General features: G+C 72.9%; 15 protein-coding genes. 4 read left to right on the plus strand and 11 right to left on the minus strand.

Features of this window, described 5'->3' with window-relative positions:
* Window position 1: 1 nt before the first annotated feature.
* The 9 genes from smc to QRN56_RS16865 form a co-directional block, all read right to left on the minus strand.
* Entirely contained in the window at window positions 2–3,832 is a 3,831-nt protein-coding gene (smc, locus tag QRN56_RS16825) for a chromosome segregation protein SMC (RefSeq protein WP_285105148.1), read from the minus strand.
* A gap of 118 nt (window positions 3,833–3,950) precedes the next feature.
* A complete protein-coding gene (gene ndk / locus QRN56_RS16830) occupies window positions 3,951–4,424 on the minus strand; it encodes a nucleoside-diphosphate kinase (protein ID WP_285105149.1) in 474 nt (157 codons plus the stop codon).
* A gap of 87 nt (window positions 4,425–4,511) precedes the next feature.
* The gene (locus tag QRN56_RS16835) at window positions 4,512–4,952 is read right to left on the minus strand and encodes a DUF4233 domain-containing protein (protein ID WP_285105151.1); all 441 of its coding nucleotides are present in this window, start codon (window positions 4,950–4,952) and stop codon (window positions 4,512–4,514) included.
* On the minus strand, window positions 4,949–6,646 hold the full coding sequence (locus QRN56_RS16840; RefSeq protein WP_285105153.1) for an MDR family MFS transporter: 1,698 nt from the start codon (window positions 6,644–6,646) through the stop codon (window positions 4,949–4,951). Before QRN56_RS16840 ends, QRN56_RS16835 begins: the two co-directional genes overlap by 4 nt.
* A gap of 41 nt (window positions 6,647–6,687) precedes the next feature.
* A complete protein-coding gene (locus tag QRN56_RS16845; protein ID WP_285105155.1) occupies window positions 6,688–7,386 on the minus strand; it encodes a TetR/AcrR family transcriptional regulator in 699 nt (232 codons plus the stop codon).
* Window positions 7,387–7,444: 58 nt separating this feature from the next.
* Complete coding sequence (locus tag QRN56_RS16850) at window positions 7,445–8,182, minus strand: HPr family phosphocarrier protein (RefSeq protein ID WP_285105156.1); 738 nt, start codon at window positions 8,180–8,182, stop codon at window positions 7,445–7,447.
* A complete protein-coding gene (gene dhaL / locus QRN56_RS16855) occupies window positions 8,179–8,862 on the minus strand; it encodes a dihydroxyacetone kinase subunit DhaL (protein ID WP_285105158.1) in 684 nt (227 codons plus the stop codon). Before dhaL ends, QRN56_RS16850 begins: the two co-directional genes overlap by 4 nt.
* A 20-nt stretch (window positions 8,863–8,882) precedes the next feature.
* Window positions 8,883–9,878, minus strand: a complete 996-nt coding sequence (dhaK, locus tag QRN56_RS16860; RefSeq protein WP_285105159.1) for a dihydroxyacetone kinase subunit DhaK — start codon at window positions 9,876–9,878, stop codon at window positions 8,883–8,885.
* A gap of 202 nt (window positions 9,879–10,080) precedes the next feature.
* Window positions 10,081–11,352, minus strand: a complete 1,272-nt coding sequence (locus tag QRN56_RS16865; RefSeq protein WP_502928814.1) for a bifunctional folylpolyglutamate synthase/dihydrofolate synthase — start codon at window positions 11,350–11,352, stop codon at window positions 10,081–10,083.
* 528 nt (window positions 11,353–11,880) lie between these two features.
* On the opposite strand from QRN56_RS16865, the gene QRN56_RS16870 reads away from it, so the two are divergent.
* Window positions 11,881–13,152 (plus strand): chymotrypsin family serine protease, encoded by a 1,272-nt coding sequence (locus tag QRN56_RS16870; protein ID WP_285105160.1) that lies wholly within the window; start codon window positions 11,881–11,883, stop codon window positions 13,150–13,152.
* A gap of 39 nt (window positions 13,153–13,191) precedes the next feature.
* On the opposite strand, the gene ileS is transcribed toward QRN56_RS16870, so the two are convergent.
* Window positions 13,192–16,500, minus strand: coding sequence for an isoleucine--tRNA ligase (gene ileS, locus QRN56_RS16875; protein ID WP_285105162.1), 3,309 nt, complete (start codon window positions 16,498–16,500; stop codon window positions 13,192–13,194).
* Window positions 16,501–16,827: 327 nt separating this feature from the next.
* Between ileS and QRN56_RS16880 the strand changes: the two genes are divergently transcribed.
* From QRN56_RS16880 to QRN56_RS16890, 3 genes are all read left to right on the plus strand, one after another.
* Entirely contained in the window at window positions 16,828–17,442 is a 615-nt protein-coding gene (locus QRN56_RS16880) for a SigE family RNA polymerase sigma factor (RefSeq protein ID WP_285105163.1), read from the plus strand.
* Window positions 17,439–18,233 (plus strand): hypothetical protein, encoded by a 795-nt coding sequence (locus QRN56_RS16885; protein ID WP_285105164.1) that lies wholly within the window; start codon window positions 17,439–17,441, stop codon window positions 18,231–18,233. The genes QRN56_RS16880 and QRN56_RS16885 overlap by 4 nt, the downstream gene beginning before the upstream one ends.
* 139 nt (window positions 18,234–18,372) lie before the next feature.
* Window positions 18,373–19,434, plus strand: coding sequence for a type IV toxin-antitoxin system AbiEi family antitoxin domain-containing protein (locus QRN56_RS16890; protein WP_285105166.1), 1,062 nt, complete (start codon window positions 18,373–18,375; stop codon window positions 19,432–19,434).
* On the opposite strand, the gene QRN56_RS16895 is transcribed toward QRN56_RS16890, so the two are convergent.
* Window positions 19,431–20,840, minus strand: coding sequence for an MFS transporter (locus tag QRN56_RS16895; protein ID WP_285105168.1), 1,410 nt, complete (start codon window positions 20,838–20,840; stop codon window positions 19,431–19,433). The genes QRN56_RS16890 and QRN56_RS16895 overlap by 4 nt on opposite strands.
* Window positions 20,841–20,993: the final 153 nt, after the last annotated feature.

The raw sequence follows: 20,993 nt of genomic DNA on the forward strand, positions 1-20,993 counted from the left end.
ACTAGGCGGTGACCGACTCGCGGTCGCCCATGCGCTGGCTGATCAGCGTCGTGACGCCGTCGCCCCGCATGGTCACGCCGTAGAGGGCGTCGGCCACCTCCATCGTGCGCTTCTGGTGCGTGATCACGATGAGCTGGCTGTCCTTCTGCAGCTCCTTGAAGATCTCGATGAGGCGGCCGAGGTTCACGTCGTCGAGCGCGGCCTCGACCTCGTCCATGATGTAGAACGGGCTGGGCCGCGCCTTGAAGATCGAGACGAGGAACGCGACGGCCGCCAGCGACCGCTCGCCGCCGGAGAGCAGCGACAGCCGCTTGACCTTCTTGCCCGCCGGGCGCGCCTCGACCTCGATGCCGGTGGTCAGCAGGTTGTCCGGCTCGGTGAGCGTCAGCTTGCCCTCACCGCCGGGGAACAGACGGGGGAAGATCTCGAGGAACTTCGCCGCGGTGTCCTGGAAGGCCTCGGCGAAGACCTGCTGCACGCGCTCGTCGATGTCGTCGACGATCTGCAGCAGGTCCTCGCGCGACTTCTTCAGGTCCGCGAGCTGGTCCACGAGGAACTGGTGCCGCTCCTCCAGGGCCGCGAACTCCTCCAGCGCCAGCGGGTTCACCGCGCCGATGCGGGAGAGCGCCCGCTCGGCCTTGGCCAGCCGGGCCTCCTGCTCCTCGCGCACGTACGGGACGGTCCGGTCCGGCTTCGGCGGTCCGGGGACGTCCTCGACGGGGGCCTCCATGACCTCGCCCTCGACCGGGGCCTCCTCCGGCTCGGCGCCGGCCGCCGCGACGATCACCGCGGTGGCCGCGGGGTCGTCGGGCCGGATCCCGGCCTCGTGCAGGGCGCGGGTCCGCGCGATGAGGGCGTCCTCGCGCGCGGCCGCCCCGCGGGGCAGCGCCGGGTCCCCCTCGTAGCGGATGGGGTTGCCCTCCTCGTCCCGCTCGACCACGGCGCGGCGCTTGCGCCCGCGCACCGCCACGTCGCCGTCGAACACCGGGACGGGCTGGTGCGGGCCGAACTCCTCGACGAGCACGTCGGGGTCCGTGCCCAGCTCCTCGGTGGCGCGCGTCTGGAGCTGCTCCAGGCGCAGGAGCTGCTGTGCCCGGGCGACCTCGTCGCGGTGGGCGACGTCGGTCAGCTCGCGCAGCTCGGCCGTCAGCGACTCCACGCTCCCCCGCACGGCGACGAGCTGCTCCGACCCGGCGGCGCGCGCCTCCTCGGCGGCCGCCTTGTCGGCGGCGGCCCGGTCCAGCGACCGCGCGATGGACTCCAGCGCCACGGCGACGGCCTGCTGCACCAGCACCGCGCGCGACGCGTCCCGGCGCCGCAGCTCCTCGCGCTCGGCGGCGCGGGCGCGGGCCTCGCGCTCCTGCTCGGCCGCCGCCGCCAGCGCCTGGGCACGGCCGGACACGGCGCGGGCGCGCTCCTCCGCGGTGCGCAGCGCCAGGCGCGCCTCGGTCTCACGGGCACGCGCGGCCGAGGCGGCCGCGGCGGCCTCGTCGCGCTCCGTCTGCAGCTCGTCGACCGAGCCCTCGTCGTCGGCGGGCTCCTCCTCGGCGATCGTCATGCGCTCGACGAGCGCCTCGAGCTCCATCTCGTCCTCGGCACGGCGGGACTGCGCCTGGTCCAGCGCGGCCCGGTGCCGGTCGGCCTCGGCCCGGGCGGCACGCGCGGCGGCACCGAGCGACCCGAGCTGCTCGGCGGCGGCCGCGCGGGCGGCGTCGGCCTCCCCGAGCCGGGCGAGCGTCTCGTCGTAGCGCTCCTGGGCCGCCGCGCGCTCGGCGCGGGCCCGCTCCAGGTGCGCCGACCCGTCGGTGTCGCGCGCGGCGGCCTCGTCCCGGGCCGCCTTGGCCTCGTCCAGCGCGGACTGCAGGTGCAGCACGCTCGGCGCGGCGGCCGACCCGCCCCAGGCGCGGGTCGCGCCCAGCAGGTCGCCGGCCCGGGTCACGGCGACCACCGGCTGGTCCCGGACCAGCGCGCGGGCGCGGGCGAGGTCGTCCACGACCACGACGTCGCGCAGGATCGTCCGCAGCGCGGCCGCCGCCGGACCCGCGACCTGGACCACGTCGGTGGCCCAGCGGGCGCCGGCGGGCAGGTCGACGGCGGGGCGCTCGACCGCGGGAGCCGTCCGGTCCGAGCCCACGACCAGGCTGGCCCGGCCCGCGTCCTCGTCCCGCAGCAGGCGCAGCGCGTCGACGGCCTCGTCCACGCCGGCCACGGCCACGGCGTCGGCCACCGGACCGAGCGCGGCGGCGACCGCGTCCTCGAATCCCGCCTCGATGCCCAGCAGCGCCGCCACCGAGCCCAGGACGCCGGGCTGGTGGGCGGCGAGCAGCGTGCCCGCGCCGTCCTTGCGGTCCAGGCTCAGCTCCAACGCCTCGACCCTGGCGGCCGCGGAGCTGCGGTCCCGCTGCGCCGTCGTCACCTGCTCCTGGAGGTGCCGCACCTCGGCCTTGGCCAGCTCCAGCACCTCGGACGCCGCCTCGTGCGCGACGTCGAGCCCCTCCTCGCCGCCCTCGACCCCGCCGACCTCGGTCTCCAGCGCCGAGAGCTCGCGCGAGGACTCCTCGACGCGCTGCTCGGCCTCCAGCAGGGCGTCGCGCAGCCGGTCGAGCTCCGACTGGGCGGCCTCGACCCGGCTGCGGCGCGCGGCGACCTGGCCCGCGAGGCGCGCGAGGCCCTCGCGGCGGTCCGCGGCGGCGCGCAGGAGGGCGGCGTGCGAACGCTCGGCGGCCTGGGCGGCCGCCTCGGCCTCCGCCCGGACGTCGACGGCGGACTCGACGGTCTCGCGCGCGATGGCGACCTCGGTGGCCAGCTCCTCCTCGCTCGCGCGGGAGCGGGCGGCCTGGGCCTCCAGGTCGTCGGGGTCCTGACCCTGGTGCGTCGGCTCGGCTGTGCCGAGCAGCCGGGCGCGCTCCCCCGCCAGCGACTGCAGGCTGCGCAGTCGCTCCCGGGTCTGGGACAGCGCGAAGACGGTGTCGCCGGCCTGGCTGACCTGCTGCGACTCGGCCGACGTCGCCGCCTCGAGGCGGGCCAGCAGGCCGCGCGCCTCGGTCAGCGCCGCCTCGGTCTCGGCCTGCCGCTGCTTGAGCGACCGCTCGTCCGCGCTCTCCTGCTCGAGCTGCGCGGTGAGCTGGGCCAGGTCGTCGGCCAGCAGGCGCGACTTCGCGTCGCGCAGGTCGCGCTGCACGGTCTGTGCCTTGCGGGCCGCCTCGGCCTGCCGGCCGAGCGGCCCGAGCTGGCGCCGCAGCTCGGCCGTCAGGTCACCCAGGCGGGCCAGGTTGCCCTGCATCGCGTCGAGCTTGCGGAGCGCCTTCTCCTTGCGCTTGCGGTGCTTGAGGACGCCCGCGGCCTCCTCGATGAAGCCGCGGCGCTCCTCGGGGGTCGCGCGCAGCACGGCGTCGAGCTGGCCCTGGCCCACGACGACGTGCATCTCCCGGCCGATGCCGGAGTCGCTCAGGAGCTCCTGGATGTCCAGCAGGCGGCAGCTGCTGCCGTTGATCGCGTACTCGGAACCGCCACTGCGGAACAGCGTGCGGGAGATCGTGACCTCGGTGTAGTCGATCGGCAGCGCGCCGTCGGTGTTGTCGATCGTCAGCGCCACCTCGGCGCGGCCCAGGGGCGCGCGGCCGGACGTGCCCGCGAAGATGACGTCGTCCATCTTGCCGCCGCGCAGCGACTTGGCACCTTGCTCGCCCATGACCCAGGAGAGCGCGTCGACCACGTTGGACTTGCCGGAGCCGTTCGGGCCCACCACGCAGGTGATGCCCGGCTCGAGCTCGAGGGTGGTCGCCGACGCGAAGGACTTGAAGCCCCGGAGCGTGAGCGTCTTGAGGTGCACGCGGTGAGCCTAACTGTGAACGCGGTCTGAACGTCGGACGTACCGCCGGGATACGCCGAAGCGGCACCCGGATGGTTCGGCAGGGTGCCGCTTCGACGGACGTGCGGTGCGGGGCCGGTCAGCCCAGCTCGGGGAACCAGAGGGAGATCTCGCGCGCCGCCGACTCCGCGGAGTCGGAGCCGTGCACGAGGTTCTGCTGCACCTTGGTGCCCCAGTCGCGGCCCAGGTCGCCGCGGATCGTGCCGGGGGCGGCGTCGGTCGGGTTGGTGGCCCCGGCCAGGGAACGGAAGCCGGGGATCACGCCCTGGCCCTCGGCCACGACGGCCAGGACCGGGCCCGACATCATGAACTCGACCAGCGGGGCGTAGAACGGCTTGCCCTCGTGCTCGGCGTAGTGCGCGGCCAGCAGCTCGGTCGTGGCGTCCTTCAGCTGCACGGCGCGGAGCGTGTAGCCCTTGGCCTCGATGCGGCGCAGGATCTCGCCGGACAGGCCGCGGCGCACGCCGTCCGGCTTGACGAGGACGAGGGTGCGCTCGGCCACGGGCTGCGTCGAGGCCTCCGTGGGCAGGGTCTTCTCTGCGACGTCGGTCATGGCCCAACCATATCGGGACCGCGCGCCCTTCCCGAACGTGTCAGACGCTCAGGTCACCGGGGTGACCTGAGCGTCTGACACCTGCCGTCAGGGCGTGTTCGGAGCCGTCTCGGGGTGCGCGGCGTCGTACTCCGCCCGCTCCCGGTCCACGCGCGCGCCGAGCCGCAGCGCGTAGAACCACAGCACCACGAAGATCCCGCCGACGAAGTACATCATCGGCAGCAGCAGCCCCATGGCGAGCACCGGCAGCTGGGCAAGGGTGCCCGCCGCCCGGCCCGTCGTCGTGCCCTGGGCCCGCGACAGGATCACGAGCACCACGCACAGCACCCCGCCCAGCGCCCAGATCGCGGCGCCCGACTCGATGCGCAGCGGCCCGCGCCCGAACTCCGAGTCGCGCAGGGCCCACACCACCAGGGTCGCGAACAGCACGAGGAACACCTCGAGCAGCAGCGTGGTGGACGTGAACTGCACCAGCGCGGACTTCTTGGGCTTGATGCGGTCGCCGGGGGCGGGTCGGTCCTTGCTCACCGGTTCAGGATATCCGTCCCCGTGCGGTCTCCGTCCCGGCCCGCGTCCCGGCCGGCGTCGTGCACGGCGTCGCCGTCCAGGACGGCGACCGCGGCGCCCGCGGCGGCAGGCTCCGTCGCGCCCTCCATGACGGCCTCACCGCGAGCGACCATGCCGGCCTGGTCGGACAGCTTGACCTCCTTGAGGAACAGCGCGAGCACGAGGCCGACGACGACCAGCGGCACGAGGTACCAGAACGCCGGGGCGAGCGAGTCCGCGAAGGCGTCGACCACGCCGCTGCGCAGCGGCTCGGGGAGCTGCTGGACGATCTGCGGCGTCAGGCCGGAGCCACCGCCCGCGGGGGCGGCGCCCTCCGGGAGCCCCGCGAAGAGCTCCCCCAGGTTGTCCGTCAGGCGCGAGGTGAACACCGTGGTGAACGCCGCGGTACCCACCGCGGCGCCGATCTCCCGGAAGAAGTTGTTCGACGACGTCGCGGTGCCCAGCTCGTGCGGGTCCACCGAGTTCTGCACCGCGAGCACGATGGTCTGCATGATCAGGCCCATGCCGGCGCCGAGCACGAAGATCATGGCGCCGAACAGCCACAGCGACATACCACCCTCGAGCCGGGTCAGCCAGATCATGCCGAGGATCGTGATCGCGAGGCCGGCCACCGGGAACATCTTGTAGCGGCCCGTCTTCGAGATCGCGAAGCCGGAGACGATCGACGTCAGCATCACGCCGGCCATCATCGGGAGCATCAGCAGGCCGGACTCCGTGACGCCCGCCCCGGCGGACATCTGCAGGAACGTCGGGAGCATCGCCATGGCGGAGAACATGCCCATGCCGAGCACCAGGCCGATGAGCGTGGTGATGGTGAACGTGCGGTTCTTGAACAGCCGCAGCGGGATGAGCGGCTCCGCCACGCGGTTCTCGATGAAGATGAAGAGACCCACGAGCACCACGGTGGCGAGCAGCAGGCCGAGCAGCGTCGGGTCGGACCAGTCGTAGCCGTCGTTGCCGAGCGACTCCCAGCTCGTCAGGAGCACGATGCCCGTGGTGCCGAGCGCCATGGTGAGGATGCCGCCCCAGTCGGTGGGCCGGCTCGAGCGGTGCGAGGGCAGCTTGAGCGCGAAGTAGGCGATGAACCACGCGGCGATGCCGATCGGCACGTTGATCCAGAAGGTCCAGCGCCAGCCGGGACCGTCGGTGAGCCAGCCGCCGAGCAGCGGGCCGGCGACGGCGGAGATGCCGAACAGGGCGCCCATCGGGCCCATGTACTTGCCGCGGTCGGACGCCGGGATGATGTCGGCGATGATCGCCTGCGACAGGATCATCAGGCCACCGCCGCCCAGGCCCTGCACGGCGCGCCAGGCCACGAGGGCCTCGAACGACTGCGCCATGCCGCCGCCGAGCGACGCGACGACGAACAGGCCGACCGCCACGAGGAACGGCCAGCGCCGGCCGTAGAGGTCGCCGAACTTGCCGTAGAGCGGCATCGCGATGGCGATCGCCAGGATGTAGGCGGTGATGACCCAGCCCTGGTGCTCCACGCCGTTCAGCTCGCCCACGATGGTGGGCATGGCGGTGCCGACGATGGTCTGGTCCAGCGAGGACAGGAACATGGAGGCCATCAGGGCCCCGAAGATCAGCCAGATCGTGCGCTGGTTGAGTACTACCAGCGGCTTGTCGGGCGCCGTGGTCACGGCGTGGCTCATGGAGGTGCCTTTCTGGGGGTCAGGTCGAGCGAGGAGGGGGTTCAGGAGACGAGGTCGGCCGAGACGAGGTCGACGAGCTGCGCGACGGCAGCGGGCAAGTGGTCGGCCGGGTTGCCGGTGTAGCCGGCGTGCTCCCAGGCGACGAGCGCGGTGCGCAGCATGAGCAGGACGAGCATCGTGAGCAGCTCGGCGTCCGTGGTGAACGGGGAGGTCGCGCGGCGGGCCTCGAAGAGCTCGCCGAGCCGGCTCTTGTGCCGGTCCATCCAGACCACGTGGCGGCGCAGCAGGGCCGGCTCCTGCTGCATGAGGTCCATGGCCCGCATGACGCGGTCGTGGGCCTCGCCGGCCGGCGCGAGCAGGGCCGCGACCACGACCTGGAGGTCGGACAGCAGGCGGCCCGTCGGGCCGCCCTCGACGAAGGTGCGGATGACGTCCTCCGGCAGGCCGGTGTCCTCCGCGCCGAGCACCGCGTCGTCCTTGGACTCGAAGTAGTTGAAGAACGTGCGGGGCGAGACGCCTGCCTCCGCGCTGATCATCTCGACCGTCACGGCGTCGAGGCCGTGCTCGGCGACGAGGTTCTGGGCCGCGTCGATCAGGGCCGCGCGCCGCGCGCGCTTCTTGCGCTCGCGCAGGCCCTGCTCGGCGGGCGAGCCCTCCAGCGCGGACACGAGCTCGCGCAGGTCCGGGCTGGATCCGGGCTCAGCGGGCGCGACGGTCTCGCGCGACGAGGTGGGGGCCATGCGTCAATTCTTGCACCCCGCGCAAAAATTCATCAACTGCAAAAAGATGAGACCGCGCTCACACCTCGCCGAACCCGGACTCGATCATCTCCACGACGGTCGCCACGGCCTCCGTGGCGCCGTCGCCGGTGGCCTCCACGCGCAGCTCACGCCCCCGCGTGGCGCCCAGCGCCATGAGCTGGAGCACGCTGGAGGCGTCCACGCCGTCGATGGTCACGCTCGCACCCAGCTCGGCAACCTTGCGCGACACCAGCGCCGCCGGGCGGGCGTGCAGGCCCAGCGGGTTGCGGACGGTCACGGTGCGCGCGCCCTCGGGCTCCCCGGCCGACGGCGGCTCGGCCGCCCCGGGCGACTGCGCGGCCTCGATCGTCGCGAACATCCCGATCGCCGCGTTCGCCGACGCCAGCACGGCGTCCCGGTCCGCCCCGCCGTGCGCCGTCACGGCCGCGGCCACCGCGCCCTCGACGAACGGCGCGCGCGCCAGCACCGCGTGCTCGGCCAGCGTGTCGTCCAGCTCCAGGGCCGCCTCGACCGTCAGCACCGAGGACCCGAGGTCCCCGAGCACGACGACGCCGCCTCCGGCGGCACCGGCGCCCGCACCGGCGTCGGCCAGGACGGCGAGGACCTCTTCCAGGGTCTGCTGGATCGCGTCGAGCGAGGTGCCCAGCCCGCCGTCGGGCCCGCCTCCCACGCCGCGGACCAGGACGTCGGGCGCCATCTGCCCGGCGAGCTCCGCCGCCCCGCGGGCCAGCTCGGCGGAGTGCGAGACGAGGACCAGCGCGACCCGCGCCGTCATGCCGCGCCGCGGGGGTCGGCGGACTCGGGACCGGCGAGGGCGGCGGCCAGCGCCGCGCCCAGGACCAGTGCGGTGGAGCGCGCGCCCGGGTCCTCGTGACCGGCGCTGCGCTCACCGAGGTACGAGGCTCGGCCCTTGGTCGCGACCATCGGGATGGTGCCCGTCGCCGCCTTGTCGGCCGCCTCGGCCGCCGCGCGCAGCACGTCCACCTCGGAGCCGCCGTCGCCCGACGCGGCCTCGGCCGCGTCGACCGCCGCCTGCCACGCGTCGACCATCGTCTTCTCCCCCACCGTCGCCTTGCCGCGCGAGGACACGCCCTCGAGCGCGGCCTCCAGCACCGCGACGACGGCCGGCGGGTCGATCTGCGGGCGGCCCGAGACCTTCGCAGCGCGCAGGTACGCCGTGCCGTACAGCGGGCCGGACGCGCCGCCCACCGTGGACATCAGCGTGGTCGCCACGAGCTTGAGCACGTCACCGACGGTCCGCTCGTCCGCGGCGCCGGGCTGGGCCGCCGGGTCGTCGAGCCGCGCCACCACCGCGTGGAAGCCGCGATGCATGTTCTCGCCGTGGTCGCCGTCGCCGATCTGCCGGTCGAGCTCCGTGAGCTCGTCCTTCGCGTCCGCGATCGCGTCCGCCGTGCGGCGCACCCATCGCTCCGCCCAGTCCGCGTCCAGCGCCATGTCCCGGAACCCTTCTTGTCTCACCACCGGAGTGCTGCAGTGTTCACCGGCGCGTCCCAGAGGGCCTCCAGCTCGTCGTCCAGCCGGAGGACGGTGACCGATGCCCCCTGCATCTCGAGGGACGTCACGTAGTTGCCCACCAGCGACCGGGAGACCGTGACGCCGCGCTCCTCGAGAAGGCGCCGCGCTCGACCATAGACCACGTAGAGCTCGGAGAGCGGGGTGCCGCCCATACCGTTGACGAACAGCAACACTCGGTCGCCGCCGTCCAGGGCCAGGTCGTCGGCCACGGGGGTCAGGAGCATCTCCGTGACCTGGTCGGCGCCGACCGCGGGCACACGGTGGCGGCCGGGCTCGCCGTGGATGCCGATGCCCACCTCGATCTCGTCGTCGCCCAGGTCGAAGCTGGGCCGGCCCACGTGCGGCACGGTGGGCGCGGCCAGGGCGACGCCCATGGTCCGGACGTTCGCGATCACACGCTCGGCGACGGCCTTCACGCCGGCGAGGTCGACGCCGCGGGCCGCGGCGGCACCCGCGATCTTCTCGACGGCCACCGTTCCCGCCACCCCGCGCCGGCCGGCGGTGTAGAGCGAGTCCTCGACGGCGACGTCGTCGTTCACGAGCACGGAGGCGACCTCGACGCCCTCGGCCTCGGCGAGCTCGACCGCGGTCTCGAAGTTCAGCACGTCGCCCGTGTAGTTCTTGACGATCGTGAGCACCCCGGCACCGCCGTCCGCCGCCTGGATCGCGGGCTGGATCTGGTCCGGCGTCGGCGAGGTGAACACGGCGCCCGGGACGGCGGCGTCGAGCATGCCGTCCCCGACGAAGCCCGCGTGCAGGGGCTCGTGCCCCGACCCGCCACCGCTGACCAGGCCAACCTTTCCGGTGACCGCGCCTCCGGCGCGGCTGACGTAGACGGGCGACGTACTGACCTGCACCAGCTCGGCGTGCGCGAGCGCGAAGCCGGCCAGGGAGTCGGCGACGGCGTCCGCGGGATCGTTCAGCAGCTTCTTCACGGCGACCTCCTCGCGGGACTGTGCGGCCCGGCGACGGCGCCGGGCCCGCGAACACGTCCCCTGGGGTTCATGTAACACCACGCCGGCCCGGGTCGTACAGGAGAGGCGGTGCCGGGCGGAGAGGTCACCCGGGTGACCTCTCCGCCCGGCACCGGTTCTCGGACGCGGCCGGCGTCCGTGCCGAGGCGCGGCCGCCGCGTGCTCAGACGCGGCCGACCAGCATGCGGGCGTCCGCGACGGTGACCACGGAACCGGTCACGAGCACGCCCGTGCCGGCGGCGGCGCCCGCCCTCTCGTCGGCCTCCGCCAGGTCGGCCGCGACCTGGAGCGCCTCGTCGAGCCGGTCGGCCACGTGCACGCGGTCCTCGCCGAAGACCTCACGGGCCACCTCGGCGAGGTCCTCCGGCTCGGCGGACCGGTCCGAGGAGTTCCGGGTGACCACGATCTCCGCGATCGTCGGCTCCAGGACGGACAGGAAGCCCTCCGAGTCCTTGTCCGCCATGACCGCGACGACGGCCACGACCCGCTCCAGGTTGAACGACTCCCCGAGCGCCTCCACCAGGGCCTCGGCGCCGGCAGGGTTGTGCGCGACGTCGACCAGCACCGTGGGGCTGGAGCGCACCAGCTCGAGGCGACCCGGCGCGTCGACGTCGGCGAACGCCGCCTCGACGACCTCCGCGCCGAGCGCCCGACCACCGCTGAGCAGCGCCTCCGTGGCCGCGAGCGCCAGCAGGGCGTTGTGGGCCTGGTGCGCCCCGTGCAGGGGCAGGAAGATCTCGGTGTAGACACCGGCGGGGGTGCGCAGGTCGACGAGCTGGCCGCCGACGGCGATGCGCCGGTCGGCGACGGCGAGGTCGATGCCCTCGCGGATCAGGTGGGCGTTGACGGTCCGGGCGCGCGCCAGGATGGGCTCGAGAGCGGCGTCGGGCTGCTCCGCGATGACGGCGACGGCGTCCTTCTTGATGATGCCCGACTTCTCGGTGGCGATCTCCTCGATCGTGGAGCCGAGCCACCGCTCGTGGTCCATGGCGACGGGCGTGATGACGGCGACCTCGCCGTCGACCACGTTCGTGGAGTCCCAGGTGCCGCCCATGCCGACCTCGATGATCGCGATGTCGACGGGCGCGTCGGCGAACGCGGCGAAGGCCATGACGGTGAGCACCTCGAAGAAGCTCAGGCGCGGCCCGCCCTTCTCCTGGGACTCGCGGTCGGCGACGCCGATATAGGGCGCGACGTCCTCGAACACCTCGACGAACCGCTCGGGCGTGAGCGGCTCGCCGTCCACGGCGATGCGCTCGGTGACGCTGGTGAGGTGCGGGGACGTGAACCGGCCGGTGCGCAGCCCGTGCTCGCGCACGAGGCGCTCGACCATGCGGGCCGTGGAGGACTTGCCGTTGGTCCCCGTGATGTGGACGGTCCGGTAGGCGCGGTGCGGGTCGCCGAGCAGCTCCAGGACCCGCTCGACGCGGGCCATGGTGGGGTCGATGTCGTGCTCGGGGGCGCGCGACAGGATCTCCTTGTAGACCGCGTTCAGCGCCTCTTGGATCGCGGGGTCGGTGTTCTCGGCGCCACGGCTGGTACCGCGTCGGTTCTTCCGCGGGTTCTTCTGGGAGTCGTCCACCCTCAGAGGATAGTTTCCGCCGACGAGCTCTCGACCGTGACGTTGGTCGCGTGCCTTCCGACACTGGGCACCCCGTCACGCCCGGCGAGCAGGTCTCCCCGGGAGGGGTAACGCTGGGCGAGCACTGCTACGTCAGCGTTACCTCGCCCCCTGCGTCGTCGTCCCGCCACCGAGCAGCTGACCGGCTGACCTGCGTTCAGCAGGACGTCCAGGACCGCCTGGGCCCGCGAGACGGTCGCGTGCCGCCTGCTGAACGCAGGTCAGCCCGGCGATCGCACCGGGCGAACCACACGCCTGTGTTGCGGCATTTCACCCTGTCGAGAACGATGACATCGCGGCGTCGGACGTGATGCGCAAGGTTCGTCGAGGGGGAACCACAGCATGGGACGAAAGAGCACGGTGCACCGCACGATCGTCGTCGGGGTCGCGGCAGCGGCGCTCGCCGCGTCGGCGGTGGTCTCGGTTCCGGCGACGGCCGGCGGTCTCGGCCAGGGGGCGGAGCAGGCCGAGCTGACCCGGGCGGAGACCGGTTCGGAGCGCGTCGCCCTCGAGTCCGCCGTGGACCACACCGCGCACGCCGCCACGGCGCTGGCCGGCACTCCCGGCTATGCCGGTGTCGCGGTCGACTACGACGCCGCGCGGGTGACCGTCTCGTGGAAGGGCGACGTGCCGACGTCGGTCGGCGCGCTGGAGGAGCGGGTCCCCGCGGGGGTGACCGTCGACGTCGCGCGGGCCGAGCTGAGCGAGGCGGACCTGCACGGCGCGAGCACCCGGCTGCTGGACAGCCAGCGGGCGGCGCACGGCCCGGACGCCGTGGTCGCGGCGATGCCGGCCGGTGACTACGCCGGTCTGGTCGTCGAGGTCAGCCGGGACTCGGGCGCCGCCCGGACGGACGGCCTGGCCGAGAACCTGGCCGCCGCCGCCGGCGTCCCCGTCCGGGTCGAGCTCGTCGACGACGGCGTCCAGCCCACCGCCGTCAGCCGCCGCAACGACGCCGCGCCGTGGAGCGCCGGCAGCGCGATGGCCACCAGCAGCGGCTCCGACTACTGCACCACCGGCTTCTCGATCGTCACCGCCGCCGGCAACCACAAGATCGTCAGCGCGGCGCACTGCAACGCGGGGATCGGCTCCCTGGTGCGCGACGGCGAGGGCCAGCAGCTGGGCAAGGTCACCAACCGCGCCCTCGAGATCGACGCCGAGCTCATCGACCCGGTCGGCGAGCCCGAGACGTCGGGCTCGGTGTTCGGCGGGCCCTGGAACGCGTCGAGCGTCAACGCGCGCTACAGGTTCCCCGTCGTCGGGGTGCAGCAGCCCGCCGTGGGCCAGAACATCTGCTCCTCGGGGGCTGTCACGGGTGAGCACTGCGGGGCCGAGGTCCGCGCCGTCGACGTCGCGTGGAGCTGCGGCAAGAAGACCTGCCACGGCTTCCGGGCCAGCCGGGACGACGGCGGCGTGGTCGTGGGCGGCGGCGACAGCGGCGGGCCGATGTACGCCGTCATCGACGGCAAGGCGTACGCCCGCGGCATGATCGACGGCGGCTCCAACCGCCGCAGCTGCGGCAGCACCTCGGTGACCACGCAGTGCTTCTCGTACGTCTACGGCATCCCCATGGTGGACATCCTCGACAAGTGGGACGCCCGCATCGACAGCTGACGCCGCCCGCGGTCCGCGGGCGGCGTCAGACGAGCGGGATCAGGCCTTGGCGACCGCCACCGCGCGCTCCGGCCCGGCGCTGACGGTGAGCGACTCCGCCAGCGTCTCGCGGGAGACCAGGTCGCGGTGCGCCTCGACGGCGGCGACCCACTCGGCGGGGACCGTGAGGCCCAGCGTGATGCGGTCGGCGACCTGCAGGCCCGCGGCCTTGCGCGCGTCCTGCACGTCCCGCACCACGTCGCGGGCGTAACCCTCCGCCAGCAGCGCGTCGTCGAGCTCGAGGTCGAGCACCACGAACCCGCCGCCGGCCAGCACGCTCGCCGCCGTGGTGGGCTCGGCGGCGTCGGCCCCGGCGGTGTCGCCGGCGACGACGGTCGTCAGCTCGTACTCGCTCTCGAGCAGCTCGACGTCGCCGTCCGCCGTCGCGACCACCACGGCGCCCGAACCGGACACGGACCAGGCCCCGGACTTCGCCGCCTTGATCACGGCCTGCACGCCCCGGCCCAGGCGCGGCCCGGCCGCGCGCGCGTTGACCGCGAGCCGCTCGGTGACGCCGAACGACGCCGCGACCTCGGGCGAGAACGCGACGAGGCGCACCTCCTTGACGTTCAGCTCCGTCTCCAGCAGCCCGGTGAACGGCGCGACGCCGTCCGGGTCCGCGACGGCCACGACGAGCGACCGCAGCGGCTGCCGCACGCGCAGCTTGTTCGCCTTGCGCAGCGCCAACGTCTGCGACACCACGGCCCGCGCGGACTCGACGGCGGCGACGAGCGCGTCGTCGGCCACCAGGACCTCGCCCTCGCGCGAGCCGGGCGCCAGCGACGGCCAGTCCGTCAGGTGCACGGAACGCTCGCCGGTCAGGCCGCGCCAGACCTCCTCCGTGAGCAGCGGCGCCAGCGGCGCCATCACCCGGCACAGCACCTCGAGCGCCGTCGACAGGGTGTCGAACGCGTCGGCGTCCTCGGCCCAGAACCGGTCGCGCTGCGTGCGCACGTACCAGTTGGTCAGCGCGTCCAGGTACTGGCGCACCGAGTCGCAGGCACCCGCGATGTCGTACGCGTCGAGCTGCTCGGTCACGTCGGCGAGCAGGCCACGTGTGCGCGCGAGCAGGTAGCGGTCCATGACGGGCAGGCCGGCCACGCGCTCCGGCGTCAGCGGCTGGGCGGAGTAGCCCGCGCCGCCCTGCGCGGCGTTGGCGTACAGCGTGAAGAAGTAGTACGTGCTCCACAGCGGCAGCAGCACCTGGCGGACGGCGTCGCGGATGCCGTCCTCCGTGACGATGAGGTTGCCGCCGCGCAGGATCGGCGAGGCCATGAGGAACCAGCGCATCGCGTCGGAGCCGTCGCGGTCGAAGACCTCGTTGACGTCCGGGTAGTTCTTCAGCGACTTGCTCATCTTGCGGCCGTCGGAGCCCAGCACGATGCCGTGCGAGACCGCCGTCTTGAACGCGGGCCGGTCGAACAGCGCCGTGGACAGCACGTGCATCATGTAGAACCAGCCGCGGGTCTGGCCGATGTACTCCACGATGAAGTCGCCCGGGAAGTGGTGCTCGAACCAGTCCGCGTTCTCGAACGGGTAGTGCACCTGGCCGTACGGCATGGAGCCGGAGTCGAACCAGACGTCCAGCACGTCCTCGACGCGGCGCATCGTGGACTGCCCCGTCGGGTCGTCCGGGTTGGGCCGGGTCAGGTCGTCGACGAACGGCCGGTGCAGGTTCGGCTGGCCGTCCTGGTCCAGCGGCAGCCGCCCGAAGTCCTTCTCCAGGTCCTCGAACGACCCGTAGACGTCGATCCGCGGGTACGCCGGGTTGTCCGACTTCCAGACCGGCACGGGCGAGCCCCAGAACCGGTTGCGCGTGATCGACCAGTCGCGGGCGTTCTCCAGCCACTTGCCGAACTGGCCGTCCTTGATGTGGTCGGGCACCCAGGTGATCTCCTGGTTCAGCTCGCCCATGCGGTCCTTGAACTTCGTCACCTCGACGAACCACGAGGACACGCCCATGTAGATCAGCGGGTTGCGGCAGCGCCAGCAGTGCGGGTAGGAGTGCGCGTACTGCTCGCGGCGCAGCAGCACGGTGCCCGGCGTCGTCCGCCCGGCCTCGTCGTCGCCCGCACCACGCGTGCGCGCCTTGAGGTGGTCGATGATCGGGGCGTTCGCCGCGAAGACCTGCAGGCCCGCGTACTCCTCGACCGGGTAGATGAACGCGCCGTCGGCACCCACGGGGATCACCGGCTCCACGCCCTCGCGGTCGCTGACCTGCTTGTCCTCCTCACCGAACGCGCCGGCGTTGTGCACCAGGCCGGTGCCGTCGGTCGTGTTGACGAAGTCGGCCTCGACCACGCGGTGCGCACCCGGGTGGCCCTCGAAGTAGGCGAACGGCGGCGCGTAGGCCGCGCCCAGCAGGTCGCTCCCCTTGAGGCGCCCGACGACGGTCGGCTCCTCGGCACCTTCGTCCGTGAGCTCCCGGGCGTACGCCGCCACGCGCGCGTCGGCCAGCACGTACCGCTGCGGCGTACCGGTGAACGACGACTCGACGATCGCGTAGTCGACGTCCGGCCCCACCATGACCAGCAGGTTGGACGGCAGGGTCCACGGCGTCGTGGTCCAGATGAGCAGGTGGTCGTCCACCTGCAGCGTGTCCGCGCCGGACGGCACCTCGGTCACGCGGAAGCCGACCGTGACGGCCGGGTCCTGGCGCTGCTGGTAGACGTCGTCGTCCATGCGCAGCTCGTGGTTGCTCAGCGGCGTCTGGTCGTTCCAGCAGTAGGGCAGCACGCGGAAGCCCTCGTAGATCAGGCCCTTGTCGAACAGCGACTTGAAGGCCCAGATGACGCTCTCCATGAACGTCGGGTTCAGGGTCTTGTAGTCGTTCTCGAAGTCCACCCAGCGCGCCTGGCGCGTCACGTACGTGCGCCACTCGTCGGTGTACTTGAGCACGCTGGAGCGGCAGGCCTCGTTGAACTTGTCGATGCCCAGCTCGACGATCTCTTCCTTGGTCTTGATACCGAGCTGGCTCATGGCCTCCAGCTCCGCCGGCAGACCGTGCGTGTCCCAGCCGAAGCGGCGCTCGACGCGCTGCCCGCGCATCGTGCGGTAGCGCGGCACGACGTCCTTCGCGTAGCCGGTCAGCAGGTGGCCGTAGTGCGGCAGGCCGTTGGCGAACGGCGGGCCGTCGTAGAAGACGAACTCGTTGCTGCCGTTCTCGCCGGCCGGGCGGGCGTCGACCGACGCGCGGAAGGTGTCGTCCTGCTCCCAGTACGCGAGGATGTCGCGCTCGAGGTCGGGCAGGCTCGGTGATGCGGGGACGGCGCCCTCGGCGTCGCTGGGACGGTGCAGCGGATAGGCCATGATTCTTCTGGCTCCTGGCGGGTACTCGGTTCGGCAGCAGGTGGACTTCTGTGGTGCTCTGCTGCGAGGACGCCGCACCTGGGTGCGCCGCGGTACCACCCCGCTTGCCGTCCGCTGGCGCGGCCGGCCGCTCGTTGACGGCTGTGACGGGCCTACCCGTCCGGTTCTACTGGGGTTCCCCGCTGCCTGACGGCGGTGGGTGACCTGTTCTTCCGGAGGCTCACCGGTGATGGCCGGGTCGATGCCTGTGGGGCAATCGTACCGAACCCCGGCAACCGGAAAGATCCCGCGTGCAACCTGATCGGACCCGGGACACGTCCAGGGGGCATGAGCACAATCAGCGAAGCGACCGGTCCGCCGGTCCGCACGTCCCGGCCGGCCGAGCCGGTGGCGAGCCCGGACGCCACGTCCGGATTCTCGGTGGTCCGCACCGGCGCGTCCGCCGAGGAGCAGTTCCGGCTCTTCGCCGTCGAGCACACCGCGGCGCTGCACCGCATCGCCTACCTGCTGTGCGGTGACGACCACCGCGCGCACGACCTCACCCAGATCGCCTTGGAGCGCACCTACCGCCGCTGGTCCCGGATCGACGGCAACCCGTTCGCCTACGCCCGGAAGGTGCTGGCCACCGCCCGCATCGACGGGTGGCGGCGCACCCGCCGCGAGGTGCTCCAGCCGCCGGAGAACGTGGCCGTCGCGCAGGAGGCCCGGCAGGACGCCGTCGGCGACGGCGGCGCCCAGGTCGCGGAGCGGGAGCGCCTCGTGCGGGCGCTCCGGCAGCTCGGGCCGGGCCAGCGGCGGGTCGTGGTGCTCCGGCACCTGCTCGACCGGTCGGAGGCCGACGTCGCCGAGGAGCTCGGCGTCAGCGTCGGCAACGTGAAGTCCCAGGGCGCACGCGGCCTCGCCCGCCTGCGCGCACTGCTCTCGGAAGGACAGGACGCATGACCAGCAACGACCACACCCCCGAGCCGGCCGACGACGGCTGGCTGGCGCACGTGCGCGAGGTGAGCGGCGGTGTCACGCCGCCGACCCCGGGGAACCCGCACGACATGGCCCGCGTCGCCGTGCGCCGCACGCGCACCCGCCGGGCGGTCCTCGTGACCGGTGGCGGGGTGACGGCGGTGGCGGCCTTCGCGGGCGCCGCGTTCGCCCTCGGCGGCCCGACGACGGCCGGCGTGCTGCTGCCGGGCGCGGCGCCGTCGGCGTCGGCGTCGGCGGACCCGTCGTCCAGCGTCTCGGAGGAGGAGGTCCGGGACGCGGCGAAGGACGCGCTGGGGTCGGCGGCGGACGTGCCGGCCGATTGGCACACGCACGAGCTGGCGGGCCTGACCTACGCCCTGCCGCCCGAGATCGTGACCAGCGGCCCGGTCGTGGACGAGCCCGGCGTGACCTCGGACATGTGGCACAGCAGCGTGGACCCCGACGCCCCGCCGTTCCTCCGGATGGCCTACTACGACGAGGGCTCCTCGACCCCGGCGTGGCCGGGCATCGCCGACCGGACCGGCGGCGAGCCGTTCGACCTGCCGGGGGCAGAGCGCGCCGAGGCGTTCGACGTAGCCGCCGAGGTCTATGGCCTGCCCGCCGGCACCGAGGTCCCCGACGATCAGAAGGGCCCGACGATGCTGGTCCTCGAGCCGGCCACCGGCGAGGGCGCCTACGTCATCACGCTGAACCTCCCCCACGAGACGGCCGAGGCTTTCGTCGGGTCATTCCTCCCGACCCTGTCGCTCGACTGACCCCACCCTCAACCACCCGGTGTTGACCACAGCAGTTGCTGCCAGAGGGAGGGCAAATCTGGCAGCAACTGCTGTGGTCAACACCGGAGCTTGTGGATAGCAACAGTGAGCAATCGGCATCATCAGGTGTAATCGTGGGGTGCCCTCCAAGGAAGCCGTCCCGACGCAGCTTCTCGAGCTCGCGCGGCGGCAGGGCGGGCTCGTGTCCGCCGAGCAGTGCGAGGCCGCCGGCGTCGGGCCGTCGCGGCGACGGAATCTCGTCGCCGGGGGCGCTTGGCGCCGGGTGGCCCGCGGCGTCTTCGACACCGGCACCGTGCTGGCTGACCTGCACCCTTACGACATCGCCCGGTTACGCGCGGTCTGGTCGACGCTCCTGGCCAACCGGCGAGCGATCGCCGTCGGCGCCTGCGCCCTCATGCTGCACGGGGTCCAGGGGCTGCCCCGACACCTCGTCCCCGAGTCGGCGCTGCCGCGCGGCGCGGCAGGCAGGGCACGCGACGGGACCACCCTGCGGCAGTACGTGACCCGGGCCGAGACGGTCCGGATCCACGGTCGCGAGGTGGTCGAGCCGGAGCTCGCCCTGGTCCAGGCACTGCCTACCCTGAGCAGGGACGACGCCGTGGCGAGCCTCGACAGCGCCCTGCACCGGGGCCTGATCGAGCCGACGCAGCTGGTGACGATCCGCCGTCGGCTCCGACGCCGACGGAACTCGCTCAAGGTGATCCCCTGGCTCGCCCTCGCGGACGGCCGCGCCGAGTCACCGCCCGAGAGCCACGCCCGCCTGCGGCTGCACGATGCCGGGATCGCGCCCGACGACCTGCAACGGGACCTCTTCGACGCCGCGGGCCGGTTTCTCGGCAGGGCCGACATGGTCTGGTACCTGGGCGGCGGTCGCTGGCTGATCGTGGAGATCGACTCGCAGGAGTTCCACGGCACGGACCGGCAGGTGGAGCATGACGTGGTGCGCCAGAACGGGCTGCTCGGCGAGGGCCGGAACATCATCCTGCGCTTCTTCCCGACCCACCTGACCACGGGCGACATCGTCGACCGGGTCGCCGAGATCCTGACCCGCGAGACGTGGCGCCCCCACGGCCCCCTCCCGCCCCCGTTGACCACAGCGGTTCCTGCCAGCCGGTCGCCGTTCCTGGCAGCAACTGCTGTGGTCGACGACTTGGCAGGAACTGCTGGGGTCAACGGCTAGATGGCGCGCGGCGTGGCGGGATCGGCGTCAACTGCGGTGGCGGGCGGCGCCTCGCGGTAGCGGCGGCTCAGGAGGCGGTAGTACCTGCTCGACAGCGCGTAGCCCGTCAGGGCGAGGCCGAGCACCGCGACGAGCACGAACACGAGTGCGATCCCCCGGGCGTCGCCCGTGCCGAACCAGTCGCCGATCCAGCGGGCACCCGTGCCGCCGTCGCGCATGAACGGGATGAAGAAGAACTGGGTGAGCGGACTGATCAGGAACGCCGTGAGCGGCGAGGCGGCCTGCTCCACCGACTGCGCGAACCCGAACACCCGGCCCTGCCGCTCGTACGGCACGACCTTCTGCAGCACCGTCTGCTCGGAGGCCTCGACGTACGGCATGGCCATCATGTAGACCGCCAGTCCGGCCACGAGCCAGACCACCGAGGCCTGCATCGGGAAGACGACGGTGACGGCCCACAGGCCCAGGTTGACCAGCAGGATGGTGCGCACCGGGTTGGACCCGAGGCCCGTGCGGGCGATGAGCAGGCCGGCCACGATCATCAGGGCGCTCAGCGCACCCCAGACCAGGCCCCACGCCTGCACGGACATCATCGACAGCCCGTACGCGTCCATGAGCGCCATGAACGCACCGCCCAGCAGGTTGTTCAGCGCGGTGAACGCGATCAGCGCCCACATCCCGGGGATGCGGCCGACCACCCGCATCGTGCCCCGCAGGTCGACCCTCCGGGGCTCGCCCTCCGCCGCGGCGTGCGACAGCGACTCGGGAACCTTGACGAAGTGCAGGTGCACGAGTGCGACCACGAGCACGCCGAGGGCGAGGACCAGGCACGTCCGCATGCCGTCGAGCGCCACGAGCAGGCCGCTGATCACCGACGTGACGAGGAACGAGATGCCCAGGACCGTGCCGACCAGACCGTTCGCGCGGTCCCGGAGGCTGTCGTCGAAGAGGGCCGTGACCACCGTCGGGAGCGCGATGGAGCGCAGGTTGCCCGCGATCACCCCGCACATGAGGAGCACGATCAGGACCCAGAGGCGGACGCTGCCCGGGTCGGTCCACTCCTCGGCCGGCGTGAGCAGGTACATGGCCAGGCAGACCGCGTAGAACGCGAACGACACCAGGGCCGAGGCCTGCATCACCAACTTCTTGCGGTGGTGGTCCACCAGGCTGCCGAACCACACGCCGGTGCCGACCATCGCGACGAGGAACAGGCCGGCGATGACGCCCGTCGCGAAGACCGACCGGGTCTCCAGGAACACGAAGAACGTGACGGCGAACCACACCGTGTAGTTGATGACGCCTACGAGCAGCACGTTCACCAACAGCTGGGCGAAGGTTCGCACGGTCGGGTCGGCCAGCCGAAGGCGCGGGGCGACGTCGGCGGCGGACTGCGGTTCGTGACTCATGGGACAACTCCAGTACCTCAACGAAGGTTGAGGTCAAGACCTGCGCTCGCACCTCATCGTTCTCCTGGTCGACGGCGCGGGCCACCGGAAGTCATCGGCGACCGCACCCGAGGCGCCACGGAGTGATCCAGATCACATGTTCTTCGGAAATAC

Origin of the sequence: Promicromonospora sp. MEB111 (assembly GCF_030209445.1) — a bacterium.
In the GTDB taxonomy this organism is placed as follows: domain Bacteria; phylum Actinomycetota; class Actinomycetes; order Actinomycetales; family Cellulomonadaceae; genus Promicromonospora.

Excerpts from the sequence above, each read along its gene's own strand:
- QRN56_RS16885 (WP_285105164.1), top strand. The coding sequence starts at position 17,439 with ATGACCAGCAACGACCACACCCCCGAGCCGGCCGACGACGGCTGGCTG.
- dhaL (WP_285105158.1), bottom strand. The coding sequence starts at position 8,862 with ATGGCGCTGGACGCGGACTGGGCGGAGCGATGGGTGCGCCGCACGGCG.
- QRN56_RS16865 (WP_502928814.1), bottom strand. The coding sequence starts at position 11,352 with ATGGCCCGCGTCGAGCGGGTCCTGGAGCTGCTCGGCGACCCGCACCGC.
- ileS (WP_285105162.1), bottom strand. The coding sequence starts at position 16,500 with ATGGCCTATCCGCTGCACCGTCCCAGCGACGCCGAGGGCGCCGTCCCC.
- QRN56_RS16895 (WP_285105168.1), bottom strand. The coding sequence starts at position 20,840 with ATGAGTCACGAACCGCAGTCCGCCGCCGACGTCGCCCCGCGCCTTCGG.
- QRN56_RS16840 (WP_285105153.1), bottom strand. The coding sequence starts at position 6,646 with ATGAGCCACGCCGTGACCACGGCGCCCGACAAGCCGCTGGTAGTACTC.
- ndk (WP_285105149.1), bottom strand. The coding sequence starts at position 4,424 with ATGACCGACGTCGCAGAGAAGACCCTGCCCACGGAGGCCTCGACGCAG.
- QRN56_RS16850 (WP_285105156.1), bottom strand. The coding sequence starts at position 8,182 with ATGACGGCGCGGGTCGCGCTGGTCCTCGTCTCGCACTCCGCCGAGCTG.
- QRN56_RS16845 (WP_285105155.1), bottom strand. The coding sequence starts at position 7,386 with ATGGCCCCCACCTCGTCGCGCGAGACCGTCGCGCCCGCTGAGCCCGGA.
- QRN56_RS16870 (WP_285105160.1), top strand. The coding sequence starts at position 11,881 with ATGGGACGAAAGAGCACGGTGCACCGCACGATCGTCGTCGGGGTCGCG.
- QRN56_RS16880 (WP_285105163.1), top strand. The coding sequence starts at position 16,828 with ATGAGCACAATCAGCGAAGCGACCGGTCCGCCGGTCCGCACGTCCCGG.